The sequence below is a fragment of the Aeromicrobium piscarium genome, assembly GCF_007421815.1.
GTDB classification, from domain to species: domain Bacteria; phylum Actinomycetota; class Actinomycetes; order Propionibacteriales; family Nocardioidaceae; genus Aeromicrobium; species Aeromicrobium piscarium.
Map to the genome: position 1 here is coordinate 239,168 of NZ_VLNT01000003.1, position 17,341 is coordinate 256,508.

A 17,341-nucleotide genomic window follows, 5' to 3' on the forward strand; every position below is an offset into this window, starting at 1 on the left:
CGGCGAGGAGCGGGACGGACGAGCGAAGGGGTCAACCCACCGCAGACGTCTCCCCGGCGTGCAGGCTGAGCCGGATCGATCGTCGATGCAGGTCGACATCGGCGTCCGCCCGGTCGAGGGCGTCGGGTGGAGCGGTCTGCGGCTCGAGACAGATCGCGGACTCGCGTTCGGTGTAGACGACCCACCACGGAGTGTCGGCTTCGAGCTGCAGCGCCAGCACGCCGGGCCATCGCACCACCGGAGCGGACCGCAGGCGGAAACAGTCATCCCACGGGCCCGGCGGCACGGGGACGCGTCTGCCCGTGGGGAGATGGTCGTCACCGCGCTCGAGCATGAACTCCGCCGGCAGTTCGACCACTGCGGCGCTCCCGCTCACCTCCCGCCGCAGCCAAGGATGGAGACCCAGCACCGCCGGGGCGCCGGTGGCGGCCGGCTGCCACTCGAGGCCGATGTGCAGAGCTCGCGGACCGACCCGATAGCGCAGGCGCGCCGATCCCGGCAGCGGGCCGTCGACGATGTCCAGCACGAGGTCCGAACCGTCGACGCGCCAGACCCGGTCTCGCCCGAGACCATGTGCCCGGTGACCGCGCCAGCGGCCGGCCCACGGCACCATCGCGAAGATGCCGCCGGCCGTCGAGGGATCCTCGTCCGGATCGCCGCTGCCGCCGACGACCTCATGATCGCCGAACCGCAACGAGGTGATCCGTCCTCCCGCGGACGGATCGATGGTGGCCTCGACGCCGTCGTCGACGAGTCGCAGCAGCTCAGGCACCGGCCTCGATCATGCCGCGAAGCTCCTTCTTGAGATCGCCGATCTCGTCGCGGAGACGGGCCGCCACCTCGAACTGCAGCTCCTCGGCAGCCTGATGCATCTGCTGGTTCAGCTGATCGATGAGTGAGGCCAGTTCGCCGGAGGGCATGTCTCCTGCGGCCTTCTCCCCCAGCGGCACGGCCACCCCCTTGCGGCGGTGGTCGCCGGTGGCGGCGAGCAGGTTCTTGGTGTCGGCATCCTCACGCGCGAGCAGGTCGGTGATGTCGCCGATCTTCTTGCGCAGCGGCTGCGGGTCGATGCCGCGCTCCCGGTTGTAGGCGACCTGCTTCTCGCGGCGGCGGTTGGTCTCCTCGATCGCGAACTCCATCGAGTCCGTGATGGTGTCGGCGTACATGATGACCTGACCGGAGACATTGCGAGCCGCACGGCCGATGGTCTGGATGAGGGAACGCTCTGAGCGAAGGAAGCCCTCCTTGTCGGCATCGAGGATCGCCACCAGGCTCACCTCAGGCAGGTCGAGGCCCTCGCGGAGCAGGTTGATGCCGACGAGGACGTCATACTCGCCCATCCGCAGCTCGCGGAGCAGCTCGACGCGACGCAGGGTGTCGACCTCACTGTGGAGATAGCGCGTGCGGATGCCGGCTTCGAGGAGGTAGTCGGTGAGGTCCTCGGACATCTTCTTGGTGAGGGTGGTGACGAGCACGCGCTCGCCCTTCTCGACCCGTCCGTTGATCTCATCGACCAGATCGTCGATCTGCCCCTTGGTGGGCTTGACGATGACCTCGGGATCGACCAGCCCTGTGGGCCGGATGATCTGCTCGACCACGTCGCCACCGACCTTGTCGAGCTCGTACGAGCCCGGGGTGGCCGACAGGTAGATGGTCTGGCCGATGCGCTCGAGGAACTCCGGCCACTTCAGCGGACGATTGTCCATCGCGCTCGGCAGCCGGAAGCCGTGCTCGACCAGCGAGCGCTTGCGGCTCATGTCGCCCTCGTACATCGCCCCGATCTGCGGGATCGTGACATGCGACTCGTCGACGACCAGCATGAAATCGTCCGGGAAGTAGTCCAAGAGGCAGTTGGGGGCGGTGCCCGGGGCGCGGCCGTCCATGTGCAGGGAGTAGTTCTCGATGCCCGAGCAGGTCCCGACCTGCTCCATCATCTCCAGGTCGTAGGTGGTGCGCATACGCAGCCGCTGGGCCTCGAGCAGCTTGCCCTCGCGCTCGAGCACCTGAAGCCGTTCCTCCAGCTCGCGCTGGATGCCCTCGATGGCCCGGGTCATGACATCCTGGCCGGCGGCATAGTGGGTGGCGGCACCGACGAAGAGCTCCTTGTCGTCGCTGAGCACCTCGCCGGTGAGCGGATGCAGGGTCATCAGCCGTTCGATCTCATCGCCGAAGAACTCGATGCGCACCGCCATCTCCTGGTAGACCGGGAAGATCTCGAGGGTGTCGCCCTTGACCCGGAAGGTGCCGCGCGTCGCGGCGACGTCATTGCGGACGTACTGCGCCTGGACGAGGGTGCGGAGCAGCTCGTCGCGGTCGACCTCGTCGCCGACCTTGAAGCCGATCATGCGGTTGAGGTACTCCTGCGCCGAGCCCAGACCGTAGATACAGGACACCGTGGCCACCACGACCACGTCGCGACGGGTGAGCAGCGACCAGGTGGCCGAGTGCCGCAGCCGCTCGACCTCCTCGTTGATCGAGGAGTCCTTCTCGATGTAGGTATCGGACTGCGCGATGTACGCCTCAGGCTGGTAGTAGTCGTAGTACGAGACGAAGTACTCGACCGCGTTGTTCGGCAGCAACTCGCGCAACTCATTGGCGAACTGGGCGGCGAGGGTCTTGTTGGGCAGGAGGACGAGCATCGGGCGCTGGAGCTGCTCGGCGATCCAGGCCGTCGTGGCCGTCTTGCCCGTGCCCGTCGCGCCCATCAGCACGACATCGGGCGTACCCCCCGTGATGCGCTTACTGATCTCGGCGATCGCGGCGGGTTGGTCCCCGGCCGGCGCGTAGTCCGAGACGACCTCGAACGGCGCCACTTGACGGGTCAACTCGGTCGCTGATCTCATATCGACCAGCGTACGCCGGGCCACTGACAAGAACCGATCGATACAGTGAGCCCATGTCACCAGACGAGCGGCGGGCCCGCCGCGCCCGGGAGATCGTCGACGCCACCCGCACCTTGTTCGACCAGCGAGGGATGCGCGAGGCGCAGATCGACGACATCGCCAAGAAGGTCGGCATCAACCGGGCCATCATCTACCGGCACTTCACGACGAAGGAAGAACTCTTCGCGATGACGCTGGTGGACTACCTCGGCGAGCTCGGTGATCGGATGGCCGAGGCCGACGCGAACGCCGGCACACCCACGGAACGCCTGGACGCCCAGGCCGAGGCCTTCTTCGCCTACGGCACCGCGTTCCCGGCCTTCGTCGACTGCGCCCAGGCGCTGCTGCGCTTCCGCGGCACCGACCTCGTGGACGAGGTGAGCCAGAATCGTCTCGTCGAGTTGGGCCAGGCGATGTTCCAGTGCCTGGACCACGTGGTGCGGGCGCTCGAGGCCGGCAATGCCACCGGCGAGTTCGCCGTGAGCGATCCGCAGCTGCTCGCCAATGTGCTCTACGCGCAGGGCCTCGGCGTCCTCAATCTCGTCGGCTTCCAGAAATCGATCCGCGAGTTGAACTCCGGCATGCCGGTCATGGCGGATCTCCCTCTGGGAGAGGTCGTGTCGTGGGCGAAGAGGGCCATGGTCGCGATGGCGGTATCCCCGACCTCCGCCGCTGCCGGCGAGGGATGACCCACCATCCCTCGCCGGTCGGTTAGCGGAACCTCTCAGGCCTCGAGGATCGCCACCACGCACTGGCCGCCCGCAGCGCAGACCGAGATCAGACCACGACCCGAACCCTTCTCGTGGAGCAGCTTGGCGAGATTCGCCACGATGCGGCCGCCGGTCGCCGCGAACGGGTGCGCCGCCGCCAACGAAGAGCCCTTGACGTTCAGCTTGGCGCGATCGATCGATCCCAGTGGAGCGTCCAGCCCCAGCTTCTGCTTGCAGTAGTCCGCGTCCTCCCAGGCGGCCAGCGTGGTGAGGACCTGGGAGGCGAAGGCCTCGTGGATCTCGTAGAAGTCGAAGTCCTGCAGCGTCAGCCCGTTGCGCTCGAGCATGCGCGGCACGGCATAGACCGGGGCCATGAGCAGACCCTCGCCACCGTTGACGTAATCGACCGCGGCGGTCTCGTAGTCGGTCACATAGGCTAGCGGCTCCCAGCCGCGTGCGGCCGCCTCGTCCTCGGAGGCGAGCAGCACGACCGAGGCGCCGTCCGACAGGGGCGTCGAGTTGGCTGCCGTCATCGTGGCACGCTCGCCGAGCTGCTTGCCGAAGACCGGCTTGAGCTTGGCGAGCTTCTCCAGGCTCGAGTCCGCGCGCAGGTTGTTGTCGCGCTCGACGCCCTTGAACGGTGTGACCAGATCGTCCTGCCAGCCGTCGTCATAGGACGCCGCGAGATGCTGGTGCGAGGCGACCGCGAGCTCGTCCTGGGCCTCGCGCGAGATCCCCCACTCGTCGCCCGTCAAGGCCTGGGAGTCGCCCATCGAGAGCCCGGTACGCGGCTCCTCGTTGCGGGGCTGATCGGGGGCGAGGTGCTGCGGACGGATCTTGCTGAGCAGCTTCAACCGCGTCGGCGTGTCCTTGGCCGCGTTGACCTGGATGAGGATCTTGCGCAGCTTGTCGCCGACCGCGAGCGGCGCGTCACTGGTGGTGTCGGTGCCGCCCGCGATGCCGTAGTCGATCTTGCCCAGGGCGATCTTGTTCGCCACCTGGATGGTGGCCTGCAGACCGGTGTCGCACGCCTGCTGGATGTCGATGGCAGGGGTGGCCGGGGAGAGCTTCGAGCCGAGGACCGTCTCGCGGGTCAGGTTGAAGTCGCGACTGTGCTTGAGCACCGCACCGGCGACGACCTCCCCCGGACGATCGCCTTCCAGTCCGAAGCGGTCGACGAGGCCGTTCAACGCCGCCGTCAGCATCTCCTGATTGGAGACACCCGCGTAGACGGTGTTGGAGCGTGCGAACGGGATGCGGTTGCCGCCGATCACCGCGACGCGGCGGACGGTGGCGTCGTTGGCCGAAGCCGGCTTCTGGGCCATGACGGACCTTTCTTCGCAGGAGCTGGGACGTCCGTGTGGACTCGCCTGTCACGGCAGGCTACAGTCACACTAACGCGTTCAGATACCGAGGGTATCCGAGAGATAGGACACATGTCGCGATGACCGACCGTTACCAGTCGCTGATCCAGAATCCGATCGCCCAGTTCCTGGTCAAGAACATCGGCCTGCCCAATCCACCGGAGCTCAAGCGCTGGAACGGAGGCCCCCTCGTCGATGGCACCGTGCTGCTCGGCGGGTCCTCGGACGGGCTCCTGTTCGGCTCGCTGCCCCAGCTGCTGAAGAACGACGGGATCGAGACGACCACGGTGCGCGCCGAAGGACGTCGCTACGCCGGCCTCGTCTTCGACGCCACCGATCTGGCCTCGACCCGTGATCTCATCGCCCTGCAGGAGTTCTTCACCCCGGTGCTGCGCCAGCTGGCCTCCTGCGGTCGCGTCGTCGTGCTCGGCACCTTGCCGGAACGCACGGCCGGCGCCGGGGCCGCCATCGCCCAGCGTGGACTCGAGGGCTTCGTGCGATCACTGGGCAAGGAGATCGGCGGTAACGGCAGCACTGCCAATCTGGTCTACGTCTCCCCCGAGGCTGCCGACGCGGTCGACTCGACACTGCAGTTCCTCCTCTCGCCGAAGTCCGCCTTCGTCGACGGGCAGGTCATCAGGATCGGCACCACCGACCTCGCCGATGCCGAGGAGCCGGCGGCGTCCGACGCCCCCCTCACGGGCAAGGTCGCTCTCGTGACCGGCGCGTCCCGTGGTCTCGGAGCCGCGATGGCACGCACCCTGCATCGCGATGGCGCCACCATCGTGGGCTTGGACGTCCCGCCTTTGCAGGGCGACCTCGAGACCCTGATGGACGAGCTCGGTGGAACGTCGATCATCGCCGACATCACGGCCGATGACGCCCCGACCACGATCGCCGACCAGCTGGGCGAGGGCGTCGACATCGTCGTCCACAACGCGGGCATCACGCGCGACAAGCGACTCAAGAACATGAAGGCCGAGAACTGGGACAAGGTCATCGATGTGAGCGTGGGCGCGCCGCAGCGCATCACCGACGAGCTGCTCGACCGCGGGCTGATCCGCGAGGGCGGACGCGTCATCGGCATCTCCTCGATCGCGGGAATCGCCGGCAACAACGGTCAGACCAACTACGGCACCGCCAAGGCCGGGGTCATCGGCTTCGTGCAGGAGCTGGCTCCGCGGCTCACCGATCGCCGGATCACGGTCAATGCGATCGCCCCCGGATTCATCGAGACGGACATGGTCCAGACGATGCCGATCGGCATCCGTGAGGCGGGGCGCCGGCTCAGCTCGCTCTCACAGGGCGGCCAGCCGATCGACGTCGCCGAGGCGATCGCCTGGTACGCCCACCCGGGCTCCGGTGCCATCACCGGCAATGTCGTGCGCGTCTGCGGTCAGGGGTTCCTCGGTGCCTGACCAGAACACGCGCACGTTCGACTCCGCGCCAGCGGGGCTGCCGCTCATGCTCAAGGCCGCGTTGCCGGCATTGCCGGTCATCGGGTCGCTGCCGGGGATCAAGCACTCGCGCGGCGAGCTGCCCGAGACCACGCTGATCCGCCGGCGGGTCACGACGGATCAGGCCCATCTCGAGCGGTACCGCCGGGTCTGCGGATTCGACCCGTTCTCGTCGCTCCCGGCGACGTACCCGCATCTGGCCGCGCACACCCTGCACCTGACGATGATGACCGACACGTCGTTCCCCTTCACGCCGATGGGCGCGGTGCATCTGCGGAACCGGATCACCCAGCATCGCCCGATCGGCGTGACGGAGTCGTACGACATCTCCTTGCGTGCCGCCCAGCTCACACCGCATCCGAAGGGGCAGCTCGTCGAACTGCTCTCGGAGGCGCGGGTCGGCGACGAGCTCGTCTGGGACGAGAGCATGACGCTCTTCTTTCGCGGCCGCAGCGGCAGCGGGCCTGAGCCGACGACTCCCCCGCTGGACGGTGTCGAGGCACCGCGCGGACCGATCCACTGGACGCTGCCCGGTGGCCTGGGGCGCAGTTACGGGGCCGTGTCCGGGGATCGCAATCCGATCCATCTGCATCCGCTCACCGCCAAGGCCTTCGGATTCCCCCGCGCCATCGCGCACGGGATGTGGACCAAGGCCAAGTGCCTGTCGGCGCTCGACGACCTGCCCGAGGCGTACACCGCGACGGTCGAGTTCAAGAAGCCGATCCTGCTGCCCGGCACCATCGTCTTCGGCAGCGAGCGCCAGTCCGGACGCACGATCTTCGGTGTGCGGAGCGAGGACGGCTCGACCGAGCATCTCGTCGGCGCCATCGTCCCCGCCTGACCAGCGGCGCCCCGTTCCTAGCGGGCCTCCTCATCGCCAGGCCCTCGCCGGCCGATGAGGAGGCTCGCCTCAGCTTCCCGGGGGAGGCGCCGATGGCCGCGCTTTGTACCCTGGTACCCGTGGCGACATCCACGGAGACATCAGATGCGAGCTCGACGGACGGCGCCCCCCCTCACGATGGAAAGGTGCCGACCACGATGAGCCCCTCTCGCCCTTCACCGGATCCCTCGTCCATGGGCTTCCCGGTGGCGGCCATGCTGGAGAGCATCGGAGCGACCGCCCACGCACGCCGCCGCGAGAAGGGTCTCACCCTGGCCGAGCTGTCGGCCTTGTCGGGCCTCAGCCCCGCGATCATCAGCCAACTGGAGCGCGGGCAGGCCAACCCGTCGTTCTCGACCCTCGCGCAGCTGGCCCACGGACTGGACCTGCCGGTCGGCAAGTTCCTCCCCAGCCACACCAGCACCATGTCTCCCGTCGTGCGCAGATCGGAGCGCCGCGATCTGCGCAGCGTGGCCCCCGAAGCGGTAGGCCAGGAGGTCTTCGAGCTGTTGACTCCCGACCTCAATGGCACCATCGAGGCGCTCTGGGTGGTCACGCCCGCGGGCCACGACACCAGCGACCAGCCCTTCACCCATGGCGGCGAGGAGGTCGGTATCGTGCTTTCCGGCCGTCTCGATGTGTACCTGGACGGCCGGTGCCACACCCTCGATGAGGGAGACTCGATCACTTTCGACTCCACCATCCCGCACTGGTACGCGAACAGCTACGACGAGACGTGCACGGCGATCTGGATCGTCTCGCCGCCGACTTGGTAAGGCAGGTGCCCCATGGGAGGCCCGTTGGACGGTATCAGGATCATCGACTTCACCCAGGTCATGCTCGGTCCGTCCTGCACGCAGACTCTGGGTGACTTCGGCGCGGATGTCGTCAAGGTCGAGCGGCCTCAGGGCGGCGATCTCTCGCGCACTGGAGTGCTGGCCCACACCGGTGCCGACAATCCGGTCTTCCTCAGCTTGAATCGCAACAAGCGCGGTATCGCGATCGATCTCACCAGCGAGGACGGCCGCCGGGTCGTACACGACCTGCTGCGCGATGCCGATGTCGTCGTCAGCAACTTCCGCCCCGGGGTCATGGAGCGCCTGGGCCTCGGCTACGAGGCCGTCTCGGCGATCAACCCACGGATCATCTGGGCAGCGGGCTCGGGCTTCGGCTCCAGTGGGCCCTATGTCCACAAGGGCGGCCAGGACGTGCTCGGGCAGGCGTACTCCGGGGTGATGAAGCGTCTCTCCGATCCGAGCCACCCGGTCGCCATCTACGCCACTCCCCTCGCCGACTACACCGCGGGCCTCCATCTCGTCCAGGGCATCCTGCTCGCCCTGCTGGATCGTGAGCGCACGGGCCGCGGCCAGCAAGTGGAGGTCAGTCTCTACGACTCGATGCTGGCCATGCAGATGCAGGAGGCCACGACCCGGCTGATGTTCGACGAGGAGCTGAACTGGGCGCTGATGCCTTTGAGTGGCTGCTTCCCCACCGCGGACTCCGAGATCGTCATCATCGGCGCCTTCAAGCCGAACCCCCTCGCCGATATCTGCGCGGCCCTCGGGCTACCGGATCTCTCAGCCGAGGAGCGCTTCTCGTCCTTGGACCGGTTGAAGGAGAACCGCACCGAGATTCGGAAAATCATCGCGGAACGGCTGTGTGAGCGCTCGTCCGAACACTGGCTCACGGCGCTGGAGGAGCAGGACGTCCTGTGCGGCCCGGTCCGCACACTCGCCGAGGCGCTCAGCGACCCGCAGACGGCGCACAACCAGATGATCCTCGAGTTCACCGACGACGAGGGGCGACTCGTCCGCACCATCGCTCCCCCGATCACGATGTCCGCCGTGACCCCCGAGGTCAGGCATACGCCGCCCCGGCTGGGGCAGCACAGTCACGAGTTGCTGGCGGAGCTCGGCTACGACAGCAGCGATATCGAGGCGCTCTTCGCCGACGGCTCCGTGCGCTGACTCACGGTCGCCGATCTCCTCCACCGCCTCCCCGGTCCACCACCATCGCCGTGACTTCGGGGAGGCGGTGTCGTCTGTCCGCGCTGGCCTGATGGGTCTCGACCGGGTCACTCATGGATGTGCCGGCAACGGACGACCACGACGTGACCGTAGACATAATAAAAATCTTTAGTAAGATAAAACACGATCCGGGGCAGCTCCGCATGGCTTCTCCGCTCGACGTCTTACGAGGAGAAGTATGACTGACACCACACATGGGGCCACTCGCGCCCGCGATGAGCTCACTCCCGAGACCCGCCGTGGACTGCTCAGCTTGGGGCTGGGCAACACCCTCGAGTGGTACGACTGGATGATCTTCGGCCTGCTCTCGACCTACATCGGGCCGAATTTCTTCCCCAATGACGACCCGGTGGCGTCGACTCTCAGCACCTTGGCGGTCTTCGCGGTCGGATTCCTCTTCCGCCCCCTCGGCGGAGTCGTGCTCGGCACCATCGCCGACCGCATCGGCCGCCGGCGCGTCATGATGTTCTCAATCACGATCATGGCGCTGAGCACCCTGGTCATCGCGATCGCCCCCACCTACGATCAGATCGGCCCGTGGGCGGGCGTCATTCTCCTGCTCTGCCGCGTCGTGCAGGGCATCTCGGCCGGAGTCGAGGCTCCGCTCTCGACCGCCCACGCCATCGAACTCGTGCCACCCGGCCGCGAAGGCTACGTCGCCGGCATCATGGCGTTCTACGTCAACCTCGGCATCGTCGGCGCGCCGCTGGTCACCTTCCTCATCTCGCTGACCATCCCGGCCGGCCACATGGACGACTGGGGATGGCGGATCGCCTTCGCCATCGGCGCCGCCTCGAGCGTCGTCATCCTGTACCTGCGCCGCAATCTGCCCGAGACCATGACCAGCAGCGAGAGCGAGGAGTCCGCGGGCTCCGTCTGGGTCGGCGTCCGGCGGGCCTGGCTCAGCGTGCTGGCGATCGTCTTCATCGTCGGCGCCGTCCAGGCCTATAACTACGCCTGGAACACCGGGCTCCCCAATGCGGCCCGTTCGGTGATGGACGAGGACCCCCAGAAGGTCTTCGGCCTCACCACGATCCTGGGGCTCATCCTGGTCATCGGCGCCAGGATCGTCGGGCGCCTGACCGATGGCCGCGACCTCGCACCCTGGTTCGTCGTGACCCGGCTGCTCGCCGTTCCCTCCGTATTCCTCATGCTGCTCTACACCCAGCCCGGGCTCGGCGGCTTCGCGGCCGTGCTCCTCGGCGGATCCGTGGTGCTCGTTCTCAACATGACCCTCTACAACGTTATCTCCACCTCGCTGATGGAGAAGCGCTTCCGCGGCGCCGGCACCTCGCTGGGCTATGGCCTCGGGGTCGCGCTCTTCGGCGGCACCGCCTCCTATCTGCTCGTCTGGTTCCAGTCCCGCGGACTCGACTGGGCTTTCCCCCTCTATGTGGCCACGCTCTCCGTGGTCAGCGTGGTGCTGTACCTGCTCGCCCGGAAGTACAACGGCGTTCACGCCGGAAAATGAAAGGAATCATGCACACCAACGACCTTGCACTCACCACGGGCGACCTCGCCGCCCCGATCGCCTCGCGTTCGGACGTCCTCGTCGTCGGCGGCGGCCCCGCCGGCGTCGCCGCCGCCGTGACGGCGGCACGCTCCGGCGTCAGCGTCACCCTGCTCGAGCGCTACTCCTATCTCGGCGGTCTCGCCTCAGGCGGCATGGTGCTCGTCCTCGACGACATGATCAACGGACAGGAGATCACTGTCACGGGCATCGTGTCGGAATATGTCGAACGCTTGCAGCACCTCGGCCTCGCAGTCGTTCCGCCGCCGGAGGACCGGACCCGCTCACAGGAGCTGTGGAACAAGTGGGGGCGCTACGGCACCTTCGACTTCCACTCCCACACGAATCCCAAGCCGATCTGCTATGCGGCGGCATTCGATCCAGATGGCTGGAAGCGCGTCTCCAATGACCTCGTCCGCGAGTCGGGTGTGAATCTGGTGCTCCACTCCTGGTTCTCCCGGCCGATCGTCGACGATGGCGTCCTCAAGGGAGCCGTCACTGAGACGAAGGAAGGCCCCCGGGCCCACCTGGCCGATGTCGTCATCGACACTACCGGGGACATCGACGTCGCCTCACGGGCCGGTGCCGACCACATCCAGGGCAGCTACATCACCACGCTCGTCTTCCGGCTCGGCGGCATCGACACCCAGCTCGCCGAGCAGTTCGAGCAGCGCGAGCCCAAGGAAGCACGGGCGATCAATCGCCAGGTGAAGCGCATTCTCGGAGGCGCCTGGGATCTCTGGTGGCTGAAGACCCCGCTCGAGGGCGTGGTGTGGTGCAATGCCCCACATATGAGCGGTTTCGACGGCACCGATCCGCAGTCCCTCACCGAGGCCGACTTCCTCGCGCGGGACCGCATCGTCGAGGCCGTCGACTATGTACGCGAGCACCTGCCCGGTTTCGCCGACGCGGTCGTCCTCGACACCGCACCGCAGATGGGGGTCCGGCAGACACGCCTGCTGCAAGGTGAGTACGTCATGACGAAGGACGATGTGATGCAGCGCCGGCACTTCACCGACTCGGTCGCCCGCGGCCGCGACTATTACTACCCCTACCGCTCGCTGATTCCCACCAAGGTCGACCAGCTGCTCGTCGCCGGACGGCACTACTCGGCGACTCCGGACGCGCAGAAGGCCTCCCGGGAGATCCCGCCGTGCATGGCGATGGGCCAGGCGACCGGCATCGCCGCGGCCCTCTCCTTGCAGCAGGGAGTCCGCGTACGCGATGTCCCAGCGGTCGACATCCAAACCGGGATGCGCCGGCACAACGCCGATCCGGGTGACGTCCCGGCGGCGAATGCCAGCTTCGATGATCCAGGAACCACGACAGAGGAGGACTGAATGAACACCCCGAATACGGAGCCCGAGCAGACGGTGCTCCCCCTCGCGGGCATCGTCGTCGTCGACTTCACCCAGGTCTTCATGGGCCCCAGCTGTACCCAGCTGCTGGGTGACTTCGGCGCTGACGTCATCAAGGTCGAGCGGCCGGGAGTCGGCGACATCTCCCGGAGCTCCTATCCCGATGAGGACGGACCGGACAACCCGATCTTCCTGTCGATCAACCGGAACAAGCGCGGTATCACGATCGATACCCGCCGTGACGAGGGGCGCGCGGCGCTGCGACGGATCATCGCCGAGGCCGATGTCGTGGTCAGCAACTTCCGATCCGGGGTCATGGAGCGGATGGGATTCGGGTGGGAGGAGCTGCACCGCCTCAACCCGCGGCTGATCTGGGCCTCGGGCACCGGTTTCGGATCGACGGGCCCCTACTCCTCGCTGGGAGGCCAGGACGCCATCAACCAAGCCTATTCCGGCCTGATCTGGCGGCGAAACTCCGATGACGAGCCGCTATCGGCCTATCCCACCACGCTATGCGACTACACCACCGGGATGCACCTATTCCAGGGCATCCTGCTCGCGTTGCGCAGCCGCGACACGACCGGCGAGGGGCAGCGGGTGGAGGTCGCCATGTACGACTCGATGCTGCACATGCAGATGCAGGAGGCCGGGATGCAGCTCAATCGCGGCTACGAGGTGAACTGGGGACGGATGCCGCTGAGCGGTGTCTTCGCCACCCAGGACTCGGCGGTCTGCATGGTCGGCGGCTTCACCCCCGATCCGCTACGCCACATCTCCGCCGCGTTGGAGTTCGACGAGAACCTCACCGACCGCCCGGAGTTCGCCACCTTCGACGATCAGATGGCCAACCGGAGCCGATTGCAGGCGGTGCTCGCCGCGCGCTTCGCCACCAATACGACGCGGCATTGGACCGATCGGCTCGAGGCCGAGGGGGTGCTCAGTGCTCCGGTGCTCTCGCTCGAGGAGGCGCTGGCCGATGAACAGACAGCGGTGAATCGGATGATCGTCGAGGGCGAACATCCGGTCGCGGGCAGCTTCCACATGCTCGACGCCCCGATCCATCTGTCCGATACTCCGGCGAGCGTCCGCCGGGTCGCCCCGAGGCTCGGCGAGCACACCACCGAGATCCTGCGCGAGAACGGCTTCGACGACGAGAGCATCGACCGGCTGAATGACCTGGGGGTGCTCGGATGAGCGACAACGTGACCTTCACCGTCGACGAGCGCGGCGTCGCGACCGTCATGATCGACCGGCCACGGGTACTCAACGCCGTGGACCGCGCGACCCACGAGCGGCTCAACGAGATCTGGCTCGAGATCGAGTCGGACCGTTCGATCCGTGCGGTGGTGGTGACCGGCGCCGGAGAGAAGGCCTTCTGCACCGGCGCCGACATGGGAGCGGATACGACGGAGAAGACCGGCTTGGAGTACTGGGCCGACGGGGATTCCAACGGCTTCGGCGGCCTCAGCCTGCGGTCGACCCTCGACATCCCCGTCATCGCCCGCGTCAACGGCTATGCCCTTGGTGGCGGCATGGAGATGGTGCTCGGCGCCGATATCGTGATCGCCGCGGAACACGCACAGCTCGGGCTCCCCGAGCCTCGGGTCGCCCGACTGCCGATGGACGGTGGCATCACCCTCCTCGTCCGGCGGGTGCCCCACACCCAGGCCATGGGGCTGCTGCTGACCGGTCGCCGGGCCACCGCCTCGGAGCTCCACCGGATGGGACTCGTCAACGAGGTCGTCGCCATGGAGGATCTCGACGCGGCGGTCGACCGCTGGATCGAGCAGATCCTCGCCTGCGCCCCCACCTCGGTGCGCGCTATCAAGCAGACGGTGAGTCGCACCGCCCATCTGACCGCCGCGGAGGCGAGGGTCGCCCGGCTTCCCGCCCTGATGGCGGCACTTGACACCGAGGACGAGGCCGAAGGGGTCCGGGCGTTCCAAGAGAAGCGAGCACCGCGATGGGTCGGCCGGTGATCGCGGCGAGCCCTCGCGAGGACCGGTCGACACCGCTCGAACCCGGCGTGTGGGCGGTCATGCCGACTCCCTTCACCGGGTCGTCGCAGGACCTCGACGAGCGGAGCCTGATCCGGATGACCGAGTTCTACGGCGCGTGCGAGGTCACCGGGATCACGGTGCTCGGTGTCTTCGGCGAGGCGGCATCGCTGACCGTCGAAGAGCGTCGACGGATCCTGAGCTCTGTGATCGAGGCTAGCGATCTGCCCCTCGTCGTCGGTATCGCTTCGCTGTCCACTCGCCCCGCGATCGAGGAGATTCAGCAGGCTCAAGCGGTCGCGGGTGAACGCCTCCGGGCCGTCATGGTCCACGTCAATTCGGCGCAGCCCGATCGGGTCATCGCCCACCTCCAGGAGATCTCCATCGCGACCGGGGCACCGATCGTGTTGCAGAACTATCCGGTGGCGAGCGGCGTGTCGATCGCCCTCGACGATCTGATCGATGTCGTCCGCGCATGCCCGTTCGTCTGCGCAGTCAAGGCCGAGGCACCGCCGACGGCGATGGCCATCGCCCGGATCGCCGAGGAGACCACGGTATCGATCTTCGGAGGTCTCGGAGGCCAGAGTCTGCTCGACGAGCTGGCCGCGGGCGCGGCCGGCGCCATGACGGGCTTCTCCTTCCCCGAGGTGCTGGTGGCCTGTGTCGGCGCTTGGCTGGCCGGTGACGAGGACGGCGCCTGGCAGGCGCTGACGCCCTATCTCCCGCTGATCAACTACGAGCAGCAGCCGCGCATCGCCCTCGCCCTGCGCAAGGATCTGCTCACCCGCCGTGGTCTGCTCACCGAACGGACCGTGCGTCCGCCGGCGGCCGGCTTTCCCACCCAGCTCACCACTGTCGCCGATGGGCATATCGCCCGCGCCGAACGGCTCGGAAGGGACAACTGATGGATCTACGGATGAACGGCAAGACCGCCTTCGTCGCGGCATCGACCGGCGGTCTCGGGCGAGCCGTGGCCGAGGCATTGGCCGAGGAGGGTGCGCATGTCGTCGTCACCGGGCGGCGAGGCGAGACGGCCGCACGGATCGCGGACGCGCTGCCGTCGGCCATCGGCGTCGAGCTGGACCTCACCGATCCGTTCTCCCGGGAACGGGCGATGGCGGCGGCGCAGGAGGCCTTCGGTCCGATCGATATCCTCGTGCTGAACGGACCGGGCCCGCGGCCAGGTCCAGCCGCGGCGTTGAGCGCCGATGACGTCGATGAGGCGATCGCTCAGCTGGTGCAGCCCGGCCGGGACCTGATCTCCCGAGTGCTGCCGCGGATGCGCGAACGCGGGTGGGGGCGGATCCTCGCGATCGGCTCGTCCGGCGTCACTGCCCCGCTGGCGAATCTGGCGACCTCGAATCTCGGACGAGCCGCCCTGGCCGGCTATCTCAAGACGCTCGCCGCCGAGGTCGCCGCCGATGCGGTGACCGTCAACCTGCTACTGCCGGGACGTATCGGGACCGAGCGGGTCGCCCGGCTCGACGCCCTCCAGGCCGAACGCGACGGTATCGACATCGCCGAGGTCAGGAGACGCTCGCAGCAGACCATCCCGGCCGGCCGCTACGGCGAACCCGCCGAGTTCGGCGCCACCGCCGCATTCCTCTGCGGCGAGCCCTCCTCGTACATCACCGGCGTCGCCCTTCGGTGCGACGGCGGACTCGTCCGGTCGCTCTGATCGACACACGGAAGGAAATACCCATGTCAGCTTCTGCCACGGCACAACACTTCATCGGCGGCGAGTTCGTCGGCGATGCCGAACGAGAGCGCCGCAACCCGGCCCAGCCCACGCAGATTGCCGTGCGCTCCCCCATCGGCGACGCCGCCGATCTGGATGCCGCGGTCACCGCGGCTCAGGCGGCCCAGCCGGCCTGGCGACGCACGGCCGCTCCGCAACGCGGCGCCATCTTGCTTCGTGCCGCCGAGGTGCTGCGCTCGCGCGCCGAGACGGTCGCCGAAGACCTCGTCCGCGAGGAGGGGAAGACGCGGGCCGAGGCGACCGGCGAGGTCGCCCGTGCCGTCGGGGTGCTCCAGTTCGCCGGTTCCCTGGGCTGGGCATCGAATGGATCCACCTATCCCAGCTCGCTTCCCGGCACGACGGTGACCACCCGTCGCGAACCGCTCGGCGTCGTCGGGCTCATCACCCCGTGGAACTTTCCCATCGCCATTCCGGCCTGGAAGTCCGCCCCCGCGCTGATCAGCGGCAATGCGGTCGTACTCAAGCCGGCAGAGCTCACGCCGATGTCCGCCACGCACCTCGCCGCCGCCCTGCACGAGGCGGGCCTCCCGGCCGGGGTGTTCAATATCGTGCACGGCACCGGCGCCGAGGTCGGCGAGCCGCTGACGCGCGATCCCCGGATCGCGGCCGTCTCCTTCACCGGTTCGACGGCCGTCGGCCGCCGGATCGAGCGGACGCTGCGGGAACGCGGAGCTCGCAGCCAACTGGAGATGGGAGGCAAGAACGCCGTGCTGGTCGTCGACGACGCCGATCCGCGCCTGGCGGCGCAGGTCGTGGCGGCAGGGGGCTTCTCGTTGACCGGTCAGGCGTGCACCGCGACCTCCCGCGTCTACGTCACGCCCGGCATCCGGGAGAGCTTCCTCGCCGAACTCAGCGCCATCGCTTCGCAGGTCGTGCCCGGCGATGGGCTCGACGCGGCCACCACGATGGGTGCCGTCGTCAGCGACGAGCAGCTGGCCAAGAACCTGGCTGCGGTCGACGCCGCCCTCTCGGACGGCGCCCGGCTGATACACGGATCCGCCGAGGCCGACGGCCTCCGCTTCTCTCCGGTCGTCGCTGTCGACGTCGACCCCGGCTCCCCGCTCGCCACCGATGAGATCTTCGGACCGGTGATCGCCGTCATGGACGTTCCCGACTATGCTTCCGGGCTCCGAGCGGTCAACGACTCGCCTTATGGCCTCACCGCAGGCATCTGCACGACCAGCCTCGCCCTCGCGACGGACTTCGCCGACCAGGCGGCAGCCGGGATCGTCAAGGTCAACCGGCCGACATCGGGGCTGGACCTGCACGTACCGTTCGGGGGTATCAAGGACTCCTCCTCGAACACCTTCCGCGAGCAGGGGCACACAGCCACCCAGTTCTACACCTGGGAGAAGACCACCTATATCGGCGTCGACTGATCCACGACGATGCGGGCC

Annotated in this window: 15 protein-coding genes; 12 read left to right on the forward strand and 3 right to left on the reverse strand. The window is 67.8% G+C overall.

What is annotated here, in order from left to right; translation table 11 throughout:
• Positions 1 to 31: 31 nt before the first annotated feature.
• Complete coding sequence (locus FNM00_RS06090) at positions 32 to 772, reverse strand: aldose 1-epimerase (protein ID WP_143912440.1); 741 nt, start codon at positions 770 to 772, stop codon at positions 32 to 34.
• A complete protein-coding gene (gene uvrB, locus FNM00_RS06095; RefSeq protein WP_143912442.1) occupies positions 765 to 2,843 on the reverse strand; it encodes an excinuclease ABC subunit UvrB in 2,079 nt (692 codons plus the stop codon). The genes FNM00_RS06090 and uvrB overlap by 8 nt, the downstream gene beginning before the upstream one ends.
• Before the next feature lie 53 nt (positions 2,844 to 2,896).
• Here uvrB and FNM00_RS06100 point away from each other — a divergent pair, with 53 nt between their 5' ends.
• Entirely contained in the window at positions 2,897 to 3,571 is a 675-nt protein-coding gene (locus FNM00_RS06100; RefSeq protein ID WP_143912444.1) for a TetR/AcrR family transcriptional regulator, read from the forward strand.
• A 35-nt stretch (positions 3,572 to 3,606) separates the two neighbouring features.
• On the opposite strand, the gene FNM00_RS06105 is transcribed toward FNM00_RS06100, so the two are convergent.
• The gene (locus tag FNM00_RS06105; RefSeq protein ID WP_143912446.1) at positions 3,607 to 4,917 is read right to left on the reverse strand and encodes an acetyl-CoA C-acetyltransferase; all 1,311 of its coding nucleotides are present in this window, start codon (positions 4,915 to 4,917) and stop codon (positions 3,607 to 3,609) included.
• Positions 4,918 to 5,036: 119 nt separating this feature from the next.
• On the opposite strand from FNM00_RS06105, the gene FNM00_RS06110 reads away from it, so the two are divergent.
• The 11 genes from FNM00_RS06110 (at position 5,037) to FNM00_RS06160 (ending at position 17,323) form a co-directional block, all read left to right on the forward strand.
• A complete protein-coding gene (locus FNM00_RS06110) occupies positions 5,037 to 6,374 on the forward strand; it encodes a 3-oxoacyl-ACP reductase (RefSeq protein WP_143912448.1) in 1,338 nt (445 codons plus the stop codon).
• Positions 6,367 to 7,254, forward strand: coding sequence for a MaoC family dehydratase (locus FNM00_RS06115; protein WP_185973005.1), 888 nt, complete (start codon positions 6,367 to 6,369; stop codon positions 7,252 to 7,254). Before FNM00_RS06110 ends, FNM00_RS06115 begins: the two co-directional genes overlap by 8 nt.
• Positions 7,255 to 7,451: 197 nt before the next feature.
• Complete coding sequence (locus FNM00_RS06120; RefSeq protein WP_143912451.1) at positions 7,452 to 8,069, forward strand: helix-turn-helix domain-containing protein; 618 nt, start codon at positions 7,452 to 7,454, stop codon at positions 8,067 to 8,069.
• 12 nt (positions 8,070 to 8,081) lie between these two features.
• Entirely contained in the window at positions 8,082 to 9,260 is a 1,179-nt protein-coding gene (locus FNM00_RS06125) for a CaiB/BaiF CoA transferase family protein (protein ID WP_143912453.1), read from the forward strand.
• A gap of 238 nt (positions 9,261 to 9,498) precedes the next feature.
• A complete protein-coding gene (locus tag FNM00_RS06130) occupies positions 9,499 to 10,791 on the forward strand; it encodes an MFS transporter (protein WP_143912455.1) in 1,293 nt (430 codons plus the stop codon).
• A gap of 8 nt (positions 10,792 to 10,799) precedes the next feature.
• Entirely contained in the window at positions 10,800 to 12,170 is a 1,371-nt protein-coding gene (locus FNM00_RS06135) for an FAD-dependent oxidoreductase (protein ID WP_143912456.1), read from the forward strand.
• A complete protein-coding gene (locus FNM00_RS06140) occupies positions 12,171 to 13,382 on the forward strand; it encodes a CaiB/BaiF CoA transferase family protein (protein ID WP_143912458.1) in 1,212 nt (403 codons plus the stop codon).
• Positions 13,379 to 14,167 (forward strand): enoyl-CoA hydratase-related protein, encoded by a 789-nt coding sequence (locus FNM00_RS06145; protein ID WP_143912460.1) that lies wholly within the window; start codon positions 13,379 to 13,381, stop codon positions 14,165 to 14,167. Before FNM00_RS06140 ends, FNM00_RS06145 begins: the two co-directional genes overlap by 4 nt.
• Positions 14,152 to 15,090: a dihydrodipicolinate synthase family protein gene (locus tag FNM00_RS06150; RefSeq protein ID WP_143912462.1), complete on the forward strand. Its 939-nt coding sequence runs from the start codon at positions 14,152 to 14,154 to the stop codon at positions 15,088 to 15,090. The genes FNM00_RS06145 and FNM00_RS06150 overlap by 16 nt, the downstream gene beginning before the upstream one ends.
• The gene (locus FNM00_RS06155; RefSeq protein WP_143912463.1) at positions 15,090 to 15,863 is read left to right on the forward strand and encodes an SDR family oxidoreductase; all 774 of its coding nucleotides are present in this window, start codon (positions 15,090 to 15,092) and stop codon (positions 15,861 to 15,863) included. Before FNM00_RS06150 ends, FNM00_RS06155 begins: the two co-directional genes overlap by 1 nt.
• 23 nt (positions 15,864 to 15,886) lie before the next feature.
• Positions 15,887 to 17,323, forward strand: coding sequence for an aldehyde dehydrogenase family protein (locus FNM00_RS06160; protein ID WP_143912465.1), 1,437 nt, complete (start codon positions 15,887 to 15,889; stop codon positions 17,321 to 17,323).
• The last annotated feature ends 18 nt before the right edge of the window (positions 17,324 to 17,341 follow it).

Bases quoted from the DNA above. Each gene is read 5' to 3' on its own strand.
- FNM00_RS06140 (WP_143912458.1), top strand. From the start codon at position 12,171: ATGAACACCCCGAATACGGAGCCCGAGCAGACGGTGCTCCCCCTCGCG.
- FNM00_RS06100 (WP_143912444.1), top strand. From the start codon at position 2,897: ATGTCACCAGACGAGCGGCGGGCCCGCCGCGCCCGGGAGATCGTCGAC.
- FNM00_RS06145 (WP_143912460.1), top strand. From the start codon at position 13,379: ATGAGCGACAACGTGACCTTCACCGTCGACGAGCGCGGCGTCGCGACC.
- FNM00_RS06105 (WP_143912446.1), bottom strand. From the start codon at position 4,917: ATGGCCCAGAAGCCGGCTTCGGCCAACGACGCCACCGTCCGCCGCGTC.
- FNM00_RS06135 (WP_143912456.1), top strand. From the start codon at position 10,800: ATGCACACCAACGACCTTGCACTCACCACGGGCGACCTCGCCGCCCCG.
- uvrB (WP_143912442.1), bottom strand. From the start codon at position 2,843: ATGAGATCAGCGACCGAGTTGACCCGTCAAGTGGCGCCGTTCGAGGTC.
- FNM00_RS06120 (WP_143912451.1), top strand. From the start codon at position 7,452: ATGAGCCCCTCTCGCCCTTCACCGGATCCCTCGTCCATGGGCTTCCCG.
- FNM00_RS06110 (WP_143912448.1), top strand. From the start codon at position 5,037: ATGACCGACCGTTACCAGTCGCTGATCCAGAATCCGATCGCCCAGTTC.
- FNM00_RS06130 (WP_143912455.1), top strand. From the start codon at position 9,499: ATGACTGACACCACACATGGGGCCACTCGCGCCCGCGATGAGCTCACT.
- FNM00_RS06160 (WP_143912465.1), top strand. From the start codon at position 15,887: ATGTCAGCTTCTGCCACGGCACAACACTTCATCGGCGGCGAGTTCGTC.
- FNM00_RS06125 (WP_143912453.1), top strand. From the start codon at position 8,082: ATGGGAGGCCCGTTGGACGGTATCAGGATCATCGACTTCACCCAGGTC.
- FNM00_RS06155 (WP_143912463.1), top strand. From the start codon at position 15,090: ATGGATCTACGGATGAACGGCAAGACCGCCTTCGTCGCGGCATCGACC.
- FNM00_RS06150 (WP_143912462.1), top strand. From the start codon at position 14,152: ATGGGTCGGCCGGTGATCGCGGCGAGCCCTCGCGAGGACCGGTCGACA.